At 40.1% G+C, this 18,584-nt stretch carries 14 protein-coding genes, 2 tRNA genes and 2 rRNA genes; 6 read left to right on the top strand and 12 right to left on the bottom strand.

The features are described from left to right. Positions 1-40: 40 nt before the first annotated feature. From ACUN24_RS11565 to ACUN24_RS11550, 4 genes are all read left to right on the top strand, one after another. A complete protein-coding gene (locus ACUN24_RS11565; RefSeq protein WP_445562612.1) occupies positions 41-208 on the top strand; it encodes a hypothetical protein in 168 nt (55 codons plus the stop codon). 133 nt (positions 209-341) lie between these two features. Then, positions 342-1,043 (top strand): SDR family oxidoreductase, encoded by a 702-nt coding sequence (locus tag ACUN24_RS11560; protein ID WP_445562611.1) that lies wholly within the window; start codon positions 342-344, stop codon positions 1,041-1,043. A 52-nt stretch (positions 1,044-1,095) separates the two neighbouring features. Further along, positions 1,096-1,458, top strand: a complete 363-nt coding sequence (locus ACUN24_RS11555; protein ID WP_445562610.1) for a DUF4870 domain-containing protein — start codon at positions 1,096-1,098, stop codon at positions 1,456-1,458. Positions 1,459-1,570: 112 nt separating this feature from the next. Beyond that, positions 1,571-2,116: a C40 family peptidase gene (locus ACUN24_RS11550; RefSeq protein ID WP_445562609.1), complete on the top strand. Its 546-nt coding sequence runs from the start codon at positions 1,571-1,573 to the stop codon at positions 2,114-2,116. On the opposite strand, the gene ACUN24_RS11545 is transcribed toward ACUN24_RS11550, so the two are convergent. The 3 genes from ACUN24_RS11545 to ACUN24_RS11535 form a co-directional block, all read right to left on the bottom strand. Then, complete coding sequence (locus ACUN24_RS11545; protein ID WP_445562608.1) at positions 2,117-2,722, bottom strand: YdeI/OmpD-associated family protein; 606 nt, start codon at positions 2,720-2,722, stop codon at positions 2,117-2,119. A gap of 24 nt (positions 2,723-2,746) precedes the next feature. Beyond that, positions 2,747-3,634: a flavin reductase family protein gene (locus ACUN24_RS11540; protein ID WP_445562607.1), complete on the bottom strand. Its 888-nt coding sequence runs from the start codon at positions 3,632-3,634 to the stop codon at positions 2,747-2,749. Positions 3,635-3,832: 198 nt separating this feature from the next. Further along, positions 3,833-4,831 (bottom strand): fumarylacetoacetate hydrolase family protein, encoded by a 999-nt coding sequence (locus tag ACUN24_RS11535; RefSeq protein WP_445562606.1) that lies wholly within the window; start codon positions 4,829-4,831, stop codon positions 3,833-3,835. Positions 4,832-5,335: 504 nt separating this feature from the next. Between ACUN24_RS11535 and ACUN24_RS11530 the strand changes: the two genes are divergently transcribed. Both ACUN24_RS11530 and hppD read left to right on the top strand, forming a co-directional pair. Then, positions 5,336-6,502 carry a homogentisate 1,2-dioxygenase gene (locus ACUN24_RS11530; protein ID WP_445562605.1) on the top strand — a complete coding sequence of 389 codons (1,167 nt, stop codon included), beginning with the start codon at positions 5,336-5,338 and terminating at the stop codon, positions 6,500-6,502. A 182-nt stretch (positions 6,503-6,684) separates the two neighbouring features. Next, on the top strand, positions 6,685-7,815 hold the full coding sequence (gene hppD, locus ACUN24_RS11525; RefSeq protein WP_445562604.1) for a 4-hydroxyphenylpyruvate dioxygenase: 1,131 nt from the start codon (positions 6,685-6,687) through the stop codon (positions 7,813-7,815). Positions 7,816-8,028: 213 nt separating this feature from the next. Here the strand turns inward: hppD and ACUN24_RS11520 are convergent, their stop codons facing one another. The 9 genes from ACUN24_RS11520 to ACUN24_RS11480 all read right to left on the bottom strand — a co-directional run bounded on the left by ACUN24_RS11520 (position 8,029) and on the right by ACUN24_RS11480 (position 18,537). After that, entirely contained in the window at positions 8,029-9,765 is a 1,737-nt protein-coding gene (locus ACUN24_RS11520) for a thiamine pyrophosphate-dependent enzyme (protein ID WP_445562603.1), read from the bottom strand. Positions 9,766-10,558: 793 nt separating this feature from the next. Further along, positions 10,559-11,077 carry a DsbA family protein gene (locus ACUN24_RS11515; RefSeq protein WP_445562602.1) on the bottom strand — a complete coding sequence of 173 codons (519 nt, stop codon included), beginning with the start codon at positions 11,075-11,077 and terminating at the stop codon, positions 10,559-10,561. 4 nt (positions 11,078-11,081) lie between these two features. Then, positions 11,082-11,543: a redoxin domain-containing protein gene (locus ACUN24_RS11510; RefSeq protein WP_445562601.1), complete on the bottom strand. Its 462-nt coding sequence runs from the start codon at positions 11,541-11,543 to the stop codon at positions 11,082-11,084. 66 nt (positions 11,544-11,609) lie between these two features. Further along, complete coding sequence (locus ACUN24_RS11505) at positions 11,610-12,527, bottom strand: DUF58 domain-containing protein (RefSeq protein ID WP_445562600.1); 918 nt, start codon at positions 12,525-12,527, stop codon at positions 11,610-11,612. 651 nt (positions 12,528-13,178) lie between these two features. Further along, a complete protein-coding gene (locus ACUN24_RS11500; RefSeq protein WP_445562599.1) occupies positions 13,179-14,048 on the bottom strand; it encodes a DUF808 domain-containing protein in 870 nt (289 codons plus the stop codon). Positions 14,049-14,778: 730 nt separating this feature from the next. Further along, positions 14,779-14,890: ribosomal RNA gene (gene rrf, locus ACUN24_RS11495) — 5S ribosomal RNA — on the bottom strand. A 128-nt stretch (positions 14,891-15,018) separates the two neighbouring features. Beyond that, a 23S ribosomal RNA gene (locus tag ACUN24_RS11490) occupies positions 15,019-17,893 on the bottom strand. A gap of 412 nt (positions 17,894-18,305) precedes the next feature. Further along, positions 18,306-18,379 (bottom strand) — tRNA-Ala (locus ACUN24_RS11485). Positions 18,380-18,459: 80 nt separating this feature from the next. After that, positions 18,460-18,537, bottom strand: a tRNA-Ile gene (locus tag ACUN24_RS11480). Positions 18,538-18,584 lie beyond the last annotated feature (47 nt).

Below are 18,584 nucleotides of genomic sequence, written 5' to 3'. Positions count from 1 at the left end.
CTACTACTATTCAACAAGCAGTTTTTTATTAAATTAGAATATGATAATTGAAATTAAGCACCCCATTGCTAAAGAAAAAGTTATTGAAGCAATACAAAAAGCATCTGCAGAAGTTGCTAAAAAAAGTTTACGCAAACATTTCGGCAAATTACAACGAAACTTAAATAGTGCATTTCACCAAAAAATTTTAAGGAATGATTTTATTTAGTTTGTTATATTTTTTCGTTTACAAAATAAGATACAATAATTGGCGATAAAATCGCCATTCTCGATAATCCTCGTTACAAACGAGGACTATAATTAAGAACCTTTTAACTTTACAACAATTTTAATTCCTTTTAATGAACATTATAATTACAGGTGCCAGCAGCGGAATCGGTTTCGAAACGGCTTTAGAATTTAGCTTATATAAAGAAAACACGATTGTTGCCATTGCCCGTTCGGCAGATAAGCTGCGCAAACTCTTAGAAATTGCTAAAGGCATTAATCCAGATTGTACCCTTTTACCGGTAGAATTTGACATTGTAAATGATGATTATGCCGCGCTGATTCCTTTTTTAAAAGAACGTTTGGGTACAATCGATATCCTGATCAACAATGCGGGTGCTTTAATTAATAAACCTTTTTTAGAAACCACCGAAGTTGATTTAGGCGAAATGTTACAGAGCAACGTAATCTCACATTTTAGGATGATCCAGAACCTTTTACCTTTAATGCAAAGCGGAAGCCACATTGTAAACATTGGTAGTATGGGTGGTTTTCAAGGGAGTGTTAAATTCCCCGGGCTTTCTGCCTATTCGGCAAGTAAAGCTGCCTTGCACACGTTAACAGAATGTTTGGCTTTTGAATTAGCTGAAACAGGAATTAAAATTAATTGCCTTGCATTAGGATCTGCACAGACAGAAATGCTGGAAGCAGCTTTCCCTGGCTACCAAAGCCCGGTTATGGCTTTTGAAATGGGGAAATATGTGGCTGATTTTGCAAAAACCGGACATAAATTTTTTAATGGAAAAATTTTACCGGTAGCAGTTACTACACCATAGTATGATAATTTTTAGTAATTTACGGCAGTAATTGAAAAACTAAAAAAAATCTATGGAAACAAATTCTCCCTTTAAAACAGTCGACAATGGAAAAAATGCTGCTGTTGTTAGCTACATCTTTTTAATCGGTTGGCTGATATCGTACTTCGCCATGTACAAAGATAACAAAACAGCGCTGTCAAGCTATCATTTAAGACAGTCATTATTGCTTCATTTGGGCATGATTGTACTTAATGTAGCAGTAACGATATTGATTATGATTGTGCCAACTGCCCTAATTGGTTATTTAAGTTATGTAGTTTACATTGCCTACCTTATTTTGATCATCATAGGAGCTATAAGTGCGAATAATGGTGAACAAAAACCGCTTCCGTTAATTGGCGACAAAGCACAAACCATGTTCCCAAGTATTTAATCGAAGCAAATATTTAATTAGTCCGGGTAAGCTAACCCGGACTTTTTTGTTTTAACTCATTTTCAACATTTTAATCGACTTTAGATATTTTTTATATCTTTGGCTCCAACATATGAAGAAAATAATAATCCCGATTTTGTTTTTCATTTTGTCTGCCACGGCAGGAAAAGCCCAAACAATCTTACCTGCGCAATACCAGGAACTGGTAAAGAAATTAGTTGCAAGCCTTCCAAAAAACGCAACAGTTACGGAAAATAATTCTTCCACAAGCTCCACAACCCTTATCGATTTTGCCAAAAGTATGTTAGGTATCCCCTATCGTTATGCTACAAGTAACCCGAAAGTTGGTTTCGACTGTTCTGGTTTTGTAAGTTATGTATTTAGCAATTTTGGCTTTAAAGTTCCGCGTTCTTCAAGAGAGTTTAGCTATGCTGGTAAAGAAACCAGTTTAGAAAATGCAAAAGTAGGCGATGTATTGATTTTTACAGGCAGTAATTCAAGAATAAGAAGAATCGGTCATGTTGGTATTGTTTATTCTATTGATGAAAACGGGATCAAATTTATTCATGCCTCTTCGGGTAAAGCACACCAGGTAACCATTACCGATCTTGACGGTCATTATAAAGCCCGTTTCATGAAAATTGTGAGTATTCTTTAATTACTTTTTATACTTCCACATTCTTGTTTTGCCTTCAGCAAGCCATTCTAAAGTGGTTTCCAATCTTTTTATTCTGGTTGCTTCCGTTTTAGCTTCCTCAAGCCACAATACATAATCTTTTTTATTGGATGGACTGAAATTCTGGAATACCGCTAAAGCTTCCGGGGCTTCTTGTAAAGCTTCCATAAAATATTCAGGTATAACCAGTTCTTTCTTCTCGGTTGATTTTGTTTTTGATAGCAGTTTTACATTATCTTCATTTAATTGAATAGCCTGTTGAATATAGGCAATCAGAATTTCATCAGGTGGCAGGTCATCAAAAGAGGTTATTTTACCCAATAAACCCATGGCTTCCGAATGTTCTTTAAAAATACCATATTCATCTTGCATTAACGAGCCTTTCCAAAAACCAAAGGCACAGTGATGTTTAAAAGACGCCATGTGACAAACCGTACCTTTATAATCGAAAAAAGGCATCCCCCATTTAATTTTCTCTTCAATACGAGCATCGGCTTTATGCACTACGTTTCTTAAATGATCTAAAATCGGAATAGCAAACGCTGCCGAATTGATAATATATTGGTCTACCTGAACAATTGTGTGCATAACTAAAAGATTACGACAATAAATTTAAAGCAAAACAACCTTTAAAGCAAGTTCTACGTCTCCATTAAAAAGAAACTTTTTAGCCAGTTCGTGCAGTTCTCTTTCGCGGTTGGTACTGTCGCCAATGGTAGCATCGAGGACTTCTTTTACTTCGGGATTTGTACTGATCAGATCAATTTCCTCATCAGTGGGTATTTGCTCAACATTACCGAGCATACCTAAATCGTTTCCGGTTAACACTTTCGAAAAGCGGACTGATTGCGGTAAACGATCAACCCCGATACCTAATTTAGTCAAAGGTTTTGCCACTTTAAACAAATTATCTTTTGTAACTCTGCAATACCAATCGCCACCCAAACGGGCTACCAGATCGATTTTATGTTGATCTATCCTGCCGTTTTCATCTAAAATTTCTTCATTGATGTGGATTACTTTTATTTCAGCCAGAATCAGGTTTCCTGCACCATGTTTATCGCCTAACGAAATTACTTCATTCACTACACATTCGAACTGTACCGGAGCCTCGGCAACTCTTGGCGGCCGAACCAGATCTGACTTCAACATGGTAAATCCTGCTTTCTCAAACTCGTTTACGCCTTTGGCATATTCGGTACTGGCCAGGCTCATCTGCTGCACCATATCGTAGTTTACAATATTGATCACGCACTCTTTTACTTGATGAACATTCTCTAAAGTGTGTTTGGTCGTATTATCGCGCACCCTTCTCGACGGGGAAAAAATACAGATGGGTGGATTGGTACTAAACATATTAAAGAAACTGAAGGGGCTTAAATTTATATTTCCTTCGGCATCAATAGTTGAGGCAAAACAGATCGGTCGCGGAGCGATAGCGTACTGTAGGTAGTTTTGTAGCTCTACAGGGGTTAAATCGGAGGTATTTAGGGTCAGCAAGGTTTTATTGAGTTAAATGTTGAACGCAATAGTTTAAAAGAAGTTATAACTCGAAAAATGTCGTCATCTCGACTGAAGCGTAGCGTAATGGAGAGATCTATAATAGATTTCTCGACTTCGTTGCACTCCGCTCGAAATGACGACTTTTATATAAGATTTGAACTAAATCCGAAACTATCGGATCGAGACGACTTTATTTTAATTTTTCTTTAAGGCTAAAATCGAAAAATCCGTATCAGCCTTCGTAATCGTATTGGTGAGTGCACCCAAGCCTGTTATTTCCATCTCCACAACATCACCTGGCTGTAACCATTGTACTTTATAATTTGGATCGTTAAGTAAACCAGTACCATTTAACTCTAAAAAACAACCAGTACCCACTGTTCCTGAGCCAATTACATCACCAGGAAGGATATCTACACCGTAAGCACAACGTTCTATAATTTCGGCAAAAGTCCAGTCCATATCAGCAGTATTTCCTTTCGAAACTTCAATACCGTTTACTCTGCAAGTCATTTTAAGATCGTAAGCATTACCTACGTGCCCTTCCTTAGGAGCAACCTTATACTGCAATAATTCATCAGGTGTTACCAGCCATGGGCCAATTACGGTAGAAAAATCTTTTCCTTTAGCAGGGCCTAAATTCAACAGCATCTCTTCCATCTGCAACGTACGGGCGCTCATATCGTTCATTACCATATAACCTGCAATGTATTCATCAGCTTCAGCGGCTTTAATATTTCTTCCTTTTTTACCGATAACAATAGCAAGCTCCAATTCGAAATCCAGTTTATCAAAATGATCTGGCATGCATTCTATTTCTCCTGTACCCTGAATAGCATTGTGATTGGTGAAATAAAAGATTGGATACTCATCAAATTGAGGGATCATATCTACCTTTCTGTTTCTACGTGCAGCAGCAACATGTTGCCTGAAAGCGTAACCATCACGACAGCTGGTTGGATGTGGAACGGGCGCCAAAATCTCATAAAAAATTTCTTCTTTGGCCTCCAGGCTTCCTTCTTTAATCTGATCATCAATGCGTTTTGCCCTTTCCATTAATACCTCTCCTCCCTGCAAAAATTCGTTCATGTTGTCAGGAATAAGCTTATCGCAGCTATTTAAATTATAGATATGCCCATTTACAAACACACCAAGATGCTCCCTGTCTTCGGTTTTATAGGATACTAGTTTCATATATGATTTGGTTAAATACGCGGTAAAGCTAAGCAATTAGGCTATTCAAAATAAAACTTAAGCGTTATTATTTTAAAAAGATATGTTTCTGAAGGTTAGATTTAATTTAATGGAAAATCTTTGGTTGCAATGTTTGTTAGAGCGTAATCAATCAATAACCTACGCAGTATCCCTATTGGTGCACTAGCAGCCAATACAAAATGCTAACCTCTGGCGATAACCAACGGTGTGGCTCTCTCTGATGTGTATATATATCGCATTAAATTTTAACTTTTAAATAAAATACTTACCTTAGTACCATTAAAACCATGATCTTAAAAGCATTACATATTAATCTGGTAAACGACGCTATTGCAGCCCGTCGCTATAAGATGCTATCCAAGCTGATCATGGCTCAGTATTCACTGTAATTTCATTCACCCTTCTTTTTAATTGAAACGCGTAGCCGTTTTAATTGTTAATTCATTAGGATTTTTTCTTTTCTAACCATAACATCATATCATTATGCCTATTTATCATAAATTGGGGCAGATTCCAGCTAAACGTCACACGGTTTTTCGTAAACCTGATGGAAATCTTTATGCCGAAGAATTGGTATCAACCGAAGGTTTTTCCAGTTTATATTCGTTGGTTTATCATTGTCACCCGCCAACCATGGTAAAACATTTGGGCGAGCCTTATAGTGTTGAGCCAAAAATTGCACGCGAAAAACACCTGAAACATACCAGTTTAATTGGTTTCAATATTAAACCTGAAGATGATTTTCTAGAAAGCAGAAAAGCCGTTCTGGTAAACAGCGATTTGCATATCGTTCTGGCTGCACCAAGAAAATCTATGACAGACTATTTCTACAAAAATAGTCAGGCCGATGAGATGATCTTCGTACATGAAGGTTCTGGCAAGCTGAAAACTGGATTCGGAGAAATTAAGTTTGCTTATGGCGATTACCTGATCATTCCAAGGGGGACCATCTATCAGATGGAATTTGATACCGAACAAAACAGGTTGTTTATTGTAGAAAGTTTTAGTCCATTAAGACCGCCAAAAAGATATTTAAACCAGTTTGGACAGTTAATGGAACATGCGCCGTATTGTGAGCGTGATTTAAGACTACCCGAAAACCTCCAAACCTTTGATGAATACGGCGATTTCAAAGTGCTGATTAAAAAACAGGGATTAATTTACCCATATACCTATGGTACACATCCTTTTGATTATGTAGGCTGGGACGGTTATCATTATCCCTATGCTTTCTCTATCCACGATTTTGAGCCGATAACAGGCCGCCTGCACCAACCCCCTCCGGTTCATCAAACTTTCGAAGGACACAATTTTGTGGTTTGCTCTTTTGTTCCCCGCAAATACGATTACCATCCCGATTCTATTCCTGCACCTTATAACCATAGCAATGTAGATAGCGACGAGGTGCTTTATTATGTTGATGGTGATTTTATGAGCCGCAAAAGTGTGGTTAAAGGTCAGATTACCTTACACCCAGGCGGTATTCCACATGGACCACATCCAGGTACTGTAGAAAAATCGATTGGAAAAGAAAAAACAGATGAGCTGGCAGTAATGATCGATCCTTTTAAGCCTTTAATGCTGACACAGGACGCGGTGGATATTGAAGACGAAAATTACCACAAAAGCTGGCAGATTAACATAGAATAAAATTAGTCGGAAGTCTGGAGACCGAGGTCCGAAGATAAAGTGCAGATGAAATAGATGGCGAGTAATTCTCCATCATTTAAAATTTACCACATTCAACCTTAAAACATTTTAACAACAACATATTTAACAATATCACATCTGACTTCGGACCTCCGACCTCGGACTTAAATAACAACAAACAAATGGAAACACAAACATTCGCAGAAAAAATATCGAAAGCACCAGATTTTTTGCCTATTAACGGAACAGATTATATCGAATTTTATGTAGGCAACGCTAAACAAGCGGCTCACTACTACAAAACGGCATTTGGGTTTCAAAGCCTGGCTTATGCCGGACCGGAAACTGGCGTACGTGATCGTTCGTCGTATGTATTGCAACAGGGTAAAATCAGGCTGATCTTAACCACAGCATTAAAATCTGATCATCCAATATCAGAGCATGTAAAAAAACATGGCGACGGCGTAAAAGTATTGGCGCTTTGGGTAGACGATGCCTATAGTGCTTTCGAAGAAACCACAAAACGTGGCGCTAAACCATACATGGAGCCTAAAACCTTAACTGATGAAAATGGCGAAGTTAAAATGAGCGGTATTTACACTTACGGCGAAACGGTACACATGTTTGTTGAGCGTAAAAACTATACCGGAACTTTTATGCCAGGTTACCGGGTATGGGAAAGCGATTATCAACCTGCAGATGCCGGTCTTTTATATATTGATCATTGTGTGGGTAATGTGGGTTGGAACCGCATGAATGAAGCCGTACAATGGTATGAAGATGTAATGGGATTCGTAAATATTCTATCTTTTGACGATAAGCAAATCAATACCGAATATTCGGCTTTGATGAGTAAAGTGATGAGTAATGGAAACGGCTTTTCGAAATTCCCGATTAACGAGCCGGCAGAAGGCAAAAAGAAATCGCAAATTGAAGAGTATCTGGAATATTATGAGGGTGAAGGCGTGCAGCATATTGCCGTAGCAACAAAAGATATTGTTAAAACAGTTAAAGAACTTAAATCACGTGGCGTTGAATTTTTAAGTGCTCCACCAGAAGCTTATTATGATATGATGCCTCAGCGTGTAGGCAAAATTGACGAAGAAATAGCCTTATTGGAAAGCCTGGGCATTTTGGTCGATTGCGATGAAGAAGGATATTTATTGCAGATTTTCACCAAACCTGTTGAAGACCGCCCTACCCTTTTCTTTGAGATTATTCAGCGTAAAGGTGCGCAGAGTTTTGGTGCCGGTAATTTTAAAGCACTATTTGAATCGTTAGAGCGTGAGCAGGAATTGAGAGGGAATTTATAGTAATTACGTCATCTCGAGCGGAATGCAGCGTAATGGAGAGATCTGTTTAGATAGATCTCTCCATTACGCTGCGCTTCAGTAGATGACGTTTTTTTATTTAACTCGTCATTCCCGCGCAGGCGGGCATCTTAATGCTTATGAAACATTAACATGCATTAAGATTCCCAATCAACCTGATAGCTATAGGGTTGGGAATGACGAAACTTTTCTAAACTACAACACTTCCCCTAAATGTTTATAATTCGATTTTATCGTATCCAAAACTTCACTCATTTTACCACCTAGCATTAATTTCGCCATCGATTCTGTCATACCTTTAATCTGTGCCCATTCTATTTTTGGTGGCATGGCTAAAGCATTTGGATTGGTCATCACATTTAACAAAACTGGTCCATCTTCATTCAGTGCATGACTGATTGCTGTTTCCACTTCTTCAGGCCTGGCTACGGTTATTCCTTTAAAGCCCATGGCCTGCGCAACCAATGCAAAATCAGGATTAATCATATCTGTTTCATTATCGGGCAAGCCATCAACTTCCATTTCCAACTTCACCATTCCCAGTGCCCTGTTGTTAAAAACAATTAATTTTACAGGCAGGTTATATTGTTTAATGGTTGCCAGATCGCCCAGGAGCATTGATAAGCCACCATCACCGCAAAGCGCAATTACTTGTTGTCCTGGATGTGCCGATGCCGCTCCGATAGCCATTGGCATGGCATTGGCCATAGAACCATGGTTAAAAGATCCCAGCATTTTACGTTTGCCAGTTCCATCGATAAAACGTGCTCCCCAAACGCAACACATTCCCGTATCTACCGTAAAAATGGCATCATTGGCTGCTAAACGGTTTATGGTTTCAGCTACAAATTCAGGTTGGATTTTATTTTCCTCACCCTGATCTTTAACATAAACCTGCTGTGCTTCCTTAACTTTCTGGTAAAATTCTAATTGAGATTTTAAGAAAACTTCATCTGTCTTTTCGGTAAGAAGCGGCAACAATGCTTTTATCGAATCGCTGATGCTCCCACATAAACCCATGGTAAGTTTAGCCCTCCTGCCCAAACGCTCGGGTTTTTCATCAATTTGTACAATTTTGTTCTTTACAGGCATAAAATTTACATAAGGAAAATCAGTTCCCAGTAGAAGCACTACATCAGCCTCGTGCATGGCATGATAGCCAGATGGCTGTCCTAAAAGGCCTGTCATGCCAACTTCGTAAGGGTTATTATATTGGATGCCCATTTTACCCCTGAAAGAAAACCCCACAGGCGCCTTTAATTTACCTGCTAATTCTACCACTTCATCATGTGCTTCGGCAGCACCTATGCCACAGTAAAGCATAATTTTCTTTTCACCATTAAGCAGGTCTGATAAATCTTTCAACTCCTGGTCGGAAGGACGGATCACTGGCTTATTGTTGAACAATTGCATAGCAGTTACGCTTTCCACCGCATCCAGTTGTGCCACATCGCCAGGTAAACCAAAAACGGCAACACCTTTTTTATGAACGGCATGCTGAATAGCCGTTTGAAACATTCTTGGTACTTGCTCGGCAGTGGTAGCTACCTGGTTGTAGTAACTACAATCATCAAATAATTTTATGGTATTTGTTTCCTGAAAAAAGTCCATTCCAAATTCCCCTGTTGGTATGGTTGAGGCAATGGCAATTACCGGAACATGTGATCGGTGTGCATCGTAAAGACCATTAATCAAATGCACGTGGCCCGGACCACAGCTACCCGCACAACAAGCAATCCCGTCAAGTTCAGCTTCGGCCGCCGCTGCAAAAGCCCCAACCTCTTCATTGCGTACGTGGATCCACTTTATTTTGCCATTTCTTCTTACAGCATCGTTAAAATAATTTAAACTGTCTCCGGTAACGGCATAAACTCTTTTTACACCAACCTCAACCAGCATTTCAACCAGTTGTTCTGCAACATTTTTACCCATGAAAGTATTTTTTAATGATGGATTTTATATAGCTAATAAATAGCGGAAGCTGATATATTGTTTTAGACTAAAGCAGAAAAGAACCAATCTGACCTTGCAAAGACTTTATATCACAATTGTAACATAAGTAAAGTTATAAAAGTTTCTTCACTAAAACTTCATAAATGAAGTGCACCTTTGATATAACAAAATACGAAGCGATTTCATTTTTGTTAAATTCTAAAAACTCATAATTAGTTTTTTAGTTTTCCGGTTACCCTTATCTGATACCTCATGTATTGCAAAATACATGAGGTTTTTTTATTAAATTAGCCAATAACATCAGTTCGAATTAGTGAAATATTTTGAAGGTTCCTATAGATATTTAATAATAACCACCACCCTGACCTATAGCGCAGCGGAAAGCTACGCGGTAAACCGAGCCTTAAACGAGCTCACCTCAGGTAATTTATTTCAGGGTCTATCTAGCAGGAAAGATGCTGACCACGTAGTAGCTACAAGACAATTAGAAACACTCTTCATACTTTTAAGACAAGTTCAGCATGACGATTGGGTCAAAAACAGGAGTTCAAAAGTTAGTTAATACAAGTAAATATTAATCGAGCCTAAGTAAATTCCTCTATCTAATCTTTATGAAAACAAATTAAGCTGCCTACTAATTTTAATGTTATACCTGTTAAATTTTGGTTTTACCAGATCAAAATCAAGCGTTCCAAGCTATTTTTCTAAAAATAAAGAGGTTGATTTTCTGTAAAAAGAGAAGTCAAGTTTTAAAAACTTGACTTCTCTAAAATCACTCCGTACTTTCCTTAAGCATTTGGTACAAATCGGTTGCACCTCCATCAAACTTGGTCCCGTTTACATAAAATGAAGGTGTTCCGTTTACACCACTGCGGACACCACTGTCAAAATCATCTTCTATTTTTCGTTTAATCTCTTCTGAAGCACTATCTTTCTGAAACTGCTCTAAATCTAAACCAATCGTTTCGGCCAGTTCATCGAACAGTTCACCATCCAGGCGATACTGGTTTTCATAAAGGGCATCGTGCATTTCCCAAAACTTACCTTGTAATGCTGCAGCCTCTGCAGCAATAGCAGCCGGAAAAGCAAACTCATGCGCATTGGCCAAAGGAAAATGGCGGAAAACAAATCTGATCTGATGACCAAAAGTTTCTTCAATTTCCTTCATTATGGGATAAGCATCTCCACAGTATGGACATTGGTAATCACCAAACTCAACAATGGCAATACTTGCCGAATCATCACCTTGAATATGATCCTGACTATTTATTTCGGGTTTTAATACACTCATCGCTTTATTTCTTACTTAGTTCTTCCAATGCATCCAAAATACCATCGGCACCAGGGTTAACGGCTACTGGTGATAAATAACTCCAGGCAATTTTTCCTTCTTTATCAATCACAAACAGTGCCCGTTTACTTTCGCCAACTTCATCATCATATACACCATAAGCTTTAGACACCGCACCTTTTGGTTCAAAATCAGCCAGTAGTGGAAAATGTAGTTTTCTATTTTCTTCGAAAGCAAGGTGGCACCAAACACTGTCTACAGAAACGCCAAAAATCTGCGCATCATACTTGTTAAAATATTTTAGCATTTCGTTATAAAGTGCCATTTGGTCGCTGCATACCGGGCTCCAATCCGCAGGATAAAAAGCCAGGATTACATTTTTGCCTTTAAAATCTTTAAGTTTTATTTTCTGATCGGGAGTAGCATTCAATTCGAAATCTGGTGCTATAGCGCCTTTTTCTAACATATTATTGAGTTTAAATTTAAATCACTTAATAAACATCGCTAAAACTGCGTTGTTTGTAAGAAAATTTCAACCTAATTTTTGCCGTTTGATTAAATAAGACTGAAGGATTGGGAAAAAACCCTGGTTCATATCGGCATCAATTAAGTCGATTTTATATTGAGCACATTTTAGCGCAACCTGCTGTCGATAAGAAGAAACCGCAGTTGTATAATTCTCTTTTACCTGATTAGTATGTACTTTAATGGTTTCTCCTGTTTCCATATCAATAAACTGGTATGGGCGGTTTCCAAAATTAAAATCCACCTCTTTTGTTTTATCAACCACATTAAAAACCACAACCTCGTGTTTGTTAAACTTAAGGTGTTGCAGCGCATCAAAAAACTGATCGGTGTTATCTGCACTAGTATGGGTATTGAAGAGATCACTGAAGACAATTACCAGGGAACGTTTGTGGATTAGTTCAGCCACCTGGTGCAGTGCCTCGCTTAAATTGGTCTGTGCATTTACCTTTGGTTTCTGCAGCAGTTCTTCTAATTGGGTAAATAAATATTTCTGATGTACCGTAGTCGATTTTGCCAGAGAGTTTAACAATATCTCATCAGTGAATAAACTTAGTCCGAAAGCATCGCGTTGTTTCTTTAGCAGGTACATTAAAGATGCCGTAGCCTGTATCGAGAAAATCAGTTTATTATTTTTCGGCTCTGGAAAGTACATAGACGAGGAAACATCAATCACAAACTGACAACGCAGGTTGGTTTCTTCTTCGAAACGTTTGCTGTAAAGTTTATCGGTTTTAGCGTACAATTTCCAGTCGATACTTTTAACATTATCGCCATTATTATACTGGCGGTGTTCCGCAAACTCAACCGAAAAGCCATGAAACGGACTTTTATGCAATCCCGTAATAAAACCTTCTACCACTTGCTGCGCCAGCAATTCTAAATTACCATAGCTTGTTTCGTTCTCGTAGTTTACAGCCTGCATATCGTAAAGCTAATAAAAGATTTATTAAAAAAATGAAAAATTAGCCAAGACTTCCAACGTTTCAAAGGCAAAACAACAACCAACTGCAAACCGAAAATTGCAAACTGTTAATTGATATGGGCGTTCCCCAAGGGGCGGGCTTTGCAGGGCTGCGCTGCGCTCCGGTACCGATGAAGGATCGGTACTGAACTCTTACAATCCTAATGCAAAACCCATCGTTTCAAGACTAATTCTCTGGTTTTGTGGCACATTGAACAGTTTTATCAATATGCAATAGATCCAATATTTATCAAATTATTTTGAAAAGCAATTGCTGTACATATAGACTAGTGCAGTCCCACCTCTTCTGCTGATTGAAAAAATCTGCATCTCGCTACGGTCGGGTTTAGATGGTACCGACTGTGCTGCTATCCGTGGTAAATAAACCAGTATTCTATAAAAAAGCCCACAGCGAAACGAGGACTTGTAATGAAAAGCGAGAGCATACTTATTATAGTAGCAAAAACAACTTTACTGAAAAAGACCAATAAATAGTTTCGCCGGGAAAACTTTCCAAGATTTGAAAAAAATAGTAGCTATATGCCTGTTTAACCGTAGTAAAGCTAATTTTCAAATATTTAACGAATAGCTGTAAAATGGATTAACTTTTCCCTACTTATGTCTGATAATAACCAAAAGCTTTTTAACTACAATTACAACAAGAACCGAAGCCAGTCCAACTATTAATCCAAAAGCGAATTCTCTAATTATCGATGGAAAAGAAGGAAAAATATGATGTAGAAAATCAATATTATGTGCAAAGATTCCTCCTGATACCAATATCAGTGCAACAGTTCCTACAATACTTAAAATCTTAATGATAACGGGCAGCGATTTAACCAGTATTTTTCCAATTGCAGAAAAAATACCTTTATCGCCAGAGGCTTTCACTAAACGGTATCCAGCATCATCCATTCTGACAATAAGTGCAACGATTCCGTAAACACCAATTGTGGCTAATAATGCCACCACCGAAACGGTCATAATCTGAATGGCAAGCTTTTCTTCCAAAACACTGCCTAATGCTATAATGACAATTTCTATCGACAGTATAAAATCGGTTGTAATAGCTGACCTAATTTTAGCCTTTTCTGCCGCGTCACCTTCTTGAATCACTTCTTTAGCTTCAAGATGTGAAGGCTTATTCCGATGGAAAAAATATTCAACAACTTTTTCTACCCCTTCATACGCCAAATATAAGCCACCCAATATCAGAATTACTTTAATTGCAACCGGAAAAAAAACATTGAGCAGCAAGGCAATTGGAACAATAATGAGTTTATTTACCAAAGAGCCCTTGGTGATTGCCCATAGTACCGGCAACTCCCTGGAAGAAAGAAAACCTGTCGATTTTTCTGCATTTACGGCCAAATCATCTCCTAAAATACCAGCCGTCTTCTTGGCCGCTACCTTTGCTGTTACAGCAACATCATCCATTAAGGCACTTATATCATCTAAAATTGCAAAAAAACCCGAAGCCATATCTAATTTATTAATGCTGCAAAATATCAATTCCTTTTTAGATTTAGACGATCACACACCAAATCTTTAATCTATACATGTGAATTATCTCAATCATGTTCTGTTAAAGGCAAGTAATATTTATTTACACGGTTTTATAACAGTAATAAATCAAAACTGTTCGAAAAAAACTAAATAATTTGTAATTGTTAAAACGTAAAATAAGAAAGATCTTAATTATTAAAATTATAATGTAAAACGCATGATGGAATAGCTTCTGCTAAGATCCTTAAATTTCTAACTGCTTAATGGTGAAAAAGCAACCTAAACTGCCGCGATTATAAAATGGCTTGTTTTGAGTTTATTTGGAGCGCAATGGCAGTAACCATTAGGTTGGGTTCCGTCCTGCTGTTCATTTTACTCCGCCAATGAAGAATTGGCTCCGTGCCCATTCCCATCAGGGCTATTAACCATGGAAAGAAGAAGGAAAAACGTGTAAGATGGAAAATGGATGATGGAATTGTCTCTGCGGAGATCAGCGTGATCTGCGGGAACAACCCTTAATTTTTCTTAACTCCTTAATGGTGAGAAAATTTTATGCTCCCTTTAACATTAAGGGATTATGGACATTAAGAAACAGAACCTTTGCCTGATCCTTTTTAACGCTTTAACAGTTTTAAATAATATACTTCTAAAAACCCATTAAACGAAGAAACCCCTTCAACTTATCGTTGAGGGGTTTCTTTTTAAGATCTGGCACCGACCTACTCTCCCACGTGTTACCGCAGTACCATCGGCTCTGGTGGGCTTAACTTCTCTGTTCGGAATGGGAAGAGGTGGACACCACCGATATAGGCACCTGAATATTTTATTGAGGTAGAAGGTAGGGGGTATTAAGGTGGAGGGCAAACCCTGAACCTTAAGCCTTTCGCCTTAAACCTTAAACAGTATTGAAAGAAGTTATTATGAAGAACAAACAACAGTCTGTTTGCTTTGAAAGCTTCGGATGATTAGTACTACTCGACTGTGCTGTCGCCAGCTTTACATCTATAGCCTATCAACGTAGTAGTCTGCTACGGTCCTATATGGAATTCTCATCTCGTGGCTAGTTTCGCACTTAGATGCTTTCAGCGCTTATCTATTCCCAGCGTAGCTACTCTGCAATGCCCCTGGCGGAACAACAGATTCACTAGAGGCTAGTCCAACCCGGTCCTCTCGTACTAAGGTCAGCCCCACTCAAAATTCCTACGCCCACAACAGATAGGGACCGAACTGTCTCGCGACGTTCTGAACCCAGCTCGCGTGCCACTTTAATCGGCGAACAGCCGAACCCTTGGGACCTTCTCCAGCCCCAGGATGTGACGAGCCGACATCGAGGTGCCAAACCTCCCCGTCGATATGAGCTCTTGGGGGAGATCAGCCTGTTATCCCCAGCGTACCTTTTATCCTTTGAGCGATGGCCCTTCCATGCAGAACCACCGGATCACTATATCCGTCTTTCGACCCTGATCGACTTGTCTGTCTCACAGTCAAGCAAGCTTATGCTATTGCACTCCGCGTACGGTTACCAAGCGTACTGAGCTTACCTTTGAAAGCCTCCGTTACCTTTTTGGAGGCGACCACCCCAGTCAAACTACCCATCAAACAATGTCTCCCTCATAAAGGGATTAGACACCGAATACAGAAAGGGTGGTATTTCAACGTTGGCTCCACGACGCCTAGCGACGCCGCTTCAAAGCCTCCCACCTATCCTACACATCCTGTATCCAATGTCAATGTTAAATTGTAGTGAAGGTGCATGGGGTCTTTCCGTCCCGTTGCGGGTACCCGGCGTCTTCACCGGGACCACAATTTCACCGAGCTCATGGCTGAGACAGCGCCCAGATCGTTACACCATTCGTGCAGGTCGGAACTTACCCGACAAGGAATTTCGCTACCTTAGGACCGTTATAGTTACGGCCGCCGTTTACTGGGGCTTCGATTCAATGCTTCTCTTACGATGACATCCCCTCTTAACCTTCCAGCACCGGGCAGGTGTCAGGCCTTATACTTCATCTTTCGATTTTGCAAAGCCATGTGTTTTTGTTAAACAGTCGCCTGGGCCTTTTCACTGCGGCTGACATTGCTGCCAGCGCCCCTTCTCCCGAAGTTACAGGGCCATTTTGCCGAGTTCCTTAGCCATGATTCACTCGAGCACCTTAGAATCCTCTTCCCGGATACCTGTGTCGGTTTGCGGTACGGGTTTTTATAACCTGGAGCTTAGCGGTTTTTCTTGGAAGTCTGATTACCTGCGCTATCCAATCAGCCGAAGCCTCTTGGTACTATCGACTTTCAGCAAGACCGGCGGATTTGCCTACCGGTCCTATACCTACAGCCTTTAACGATCTATTCCGTCAGATCGCGGCAGTGTCACTACTCCGTCCCCACATCGCAGTTATAAAAAGTACTGGAATATTAACCAGTTGTCCATCGAATTTCCCCTTCGGGTTCTCCTTAGGTCCCGACTAACCCTGATCCGATTAGCGTTGATCAGGAAACCTTATCCTTTCGGTGGGCGGGTTTCTCGCCCGCCTTATCGTTACTTATGCCTACATTTGCTTTTCTATAAGCTCCAGCACCCATTACCAGGTACCTTCGCTGCCGATAGAATGCTCCCCTACCGATATATTTCAATCCCATAGCTTCGGTGTACAATTTAATGCCCGTTTATTATCCATGCCCGATCGCTCGACTAGTGAGCTGTTACGCACTCTTTAAATGAATGGCTGCTTCCAAGCCAACATCCTAGCTGTCTGTGCAATCGGACCTCGTTAGTTCAACTTAACTGTAACTTGGGGACCTTAGCTGATGGTCTGGGTTCTTTCCCTCTCGGCGCGTGACCTTAGCACCCCGCGCCTCACTGCCGACTATATTATATAGCATTCGGAGTTTGTCTGGATTTGGTAGGATTTGACTCCCCCGCACCCAATCAGTAGCTCTACCTCTATATAACTCAACGTCGACGCTGTTCCTAAAAACATTTCGGGGAGTACGAGCTATTTCCCAGTTTGATTAGCCTTTCACCCCTACCCACAGATCATCCGGAAACTTTTCAACGTTTATCGGTTCGGTCCTCCAGTACGTGTTACCGCACCTTCAACCTGTCCATGGGTAGATCACAAGGTTTCGCGTCTACCTCCTCTGACTATACGCCCTATTCAGACTCGCTTTCGCTTCGGATCCGTGCCTGAAGCACTTAACCTTGCCAGAGAAGAGTAACTCGTAGGCTCATTATGCAAAAGGCACGCCGTCACGCCACCTGGACGCTCCGACCGCTTGTAAGTACACGGTTTCAGGTTCTATTTCACTCCCCTGTTCGGGGTTCTTTTCACCTTTCCCTCACGGTACTGGTTCACTATCGGTCTCTCAGGAGTATTTAGCCTTACCGGATGGTGCCGGCAGATTCCCACAAGGCGTCTCCGACCTCGCGGTACTCAGGATACTGCTAAGCTAGCATTCTATACGTGTACCGGGCTATCACCGTGTATCGCTGGGCTTCCCATCCCATTCCACTTCTGTTTGCTAATGCCACGTTGCAGTCCTACAACCCCCACTTTGCCGTAACAAAGTAGGTTTGGGCTCTTTCCCTTTCGCTCGCCACTACTTAGGAAATCATTGTTATTTTCTCTTCCTCTGCTTACTTAGATGTTTCAGTTCGGCAGGTTTGCTCATTATATGTGACTAGTCTTCAACTAGCCGGGTTGCCCCATTCGGAAATCTTCGGATCAATTCCTATTTGCAAATACCCGAAGCTTATCGCAGCTTATCACGTCCTTCATCGCCTCTGAGAGCCAAGGCATCCCCCGTGTACTCTTTATTACTTTCTTCTACTCATATGCCTTTTGCGCCATATGGTATGCTTTTTTTGCTCTTGTTATGATGTCTCATACCTATCTTCGTATTGCTACTCCGATTGGTGAGCACAAACACAACAGTCGCCTATTGTTGTTTGCTCTTCTTTTTTAACTTCTTCCAATATGTCAAAGAACTTTACTAAGACCAGGTAAAGGGTATAAAGTCACAGGTTTCATTGCCTGCTCCTAAGCCTTTAGCTTCGTCTTGCTAGTAAAAACTGCGGTCTCGAACCGTTTCATACTTTTTTCACCGTATGTGCCCCGTGGCGTTTCTTCTTTTCTTAACCTTTATGTCAATGTATATTACCTATCCCGATAATAAGGTGTGTATTTCTGTTTTTTGAAAGCTTTCCTGCTTTGGTCTTTAAGCTTTAATGCCCAAATGTGGAGAATAACGGAGTCGAACCGTTGACCTCCTGCGTGCAAGGCAGGCGCTCTAGCCAGCTGAGCTAATCCCCCAGAGTATTGGTTTCCAGTTTTCAGTCCTTAGTTTCCAGTATGGTAACTGTTAACTCCAAACCGCCAATTGTAAACTTCAATGGTAGTCCCGTCCAGATTTGAACTGGAGACCCCTACATTATCAGTGTAGTGCTCTAACCAGGCTGAGCTACGGGACTGTTTGGTTAAGGTAGGCTTATTTAGTCGCAGTATATAGTATCTTACC

The sequence above is a fragment of the Pedobacter sp. WC2501 genome (genome assembly GCF_052682415.1).
Note: the sequence above shows the minus strand (reverse complement) of the source record. Positions and strands in the feature narration are given on the sequence as shown.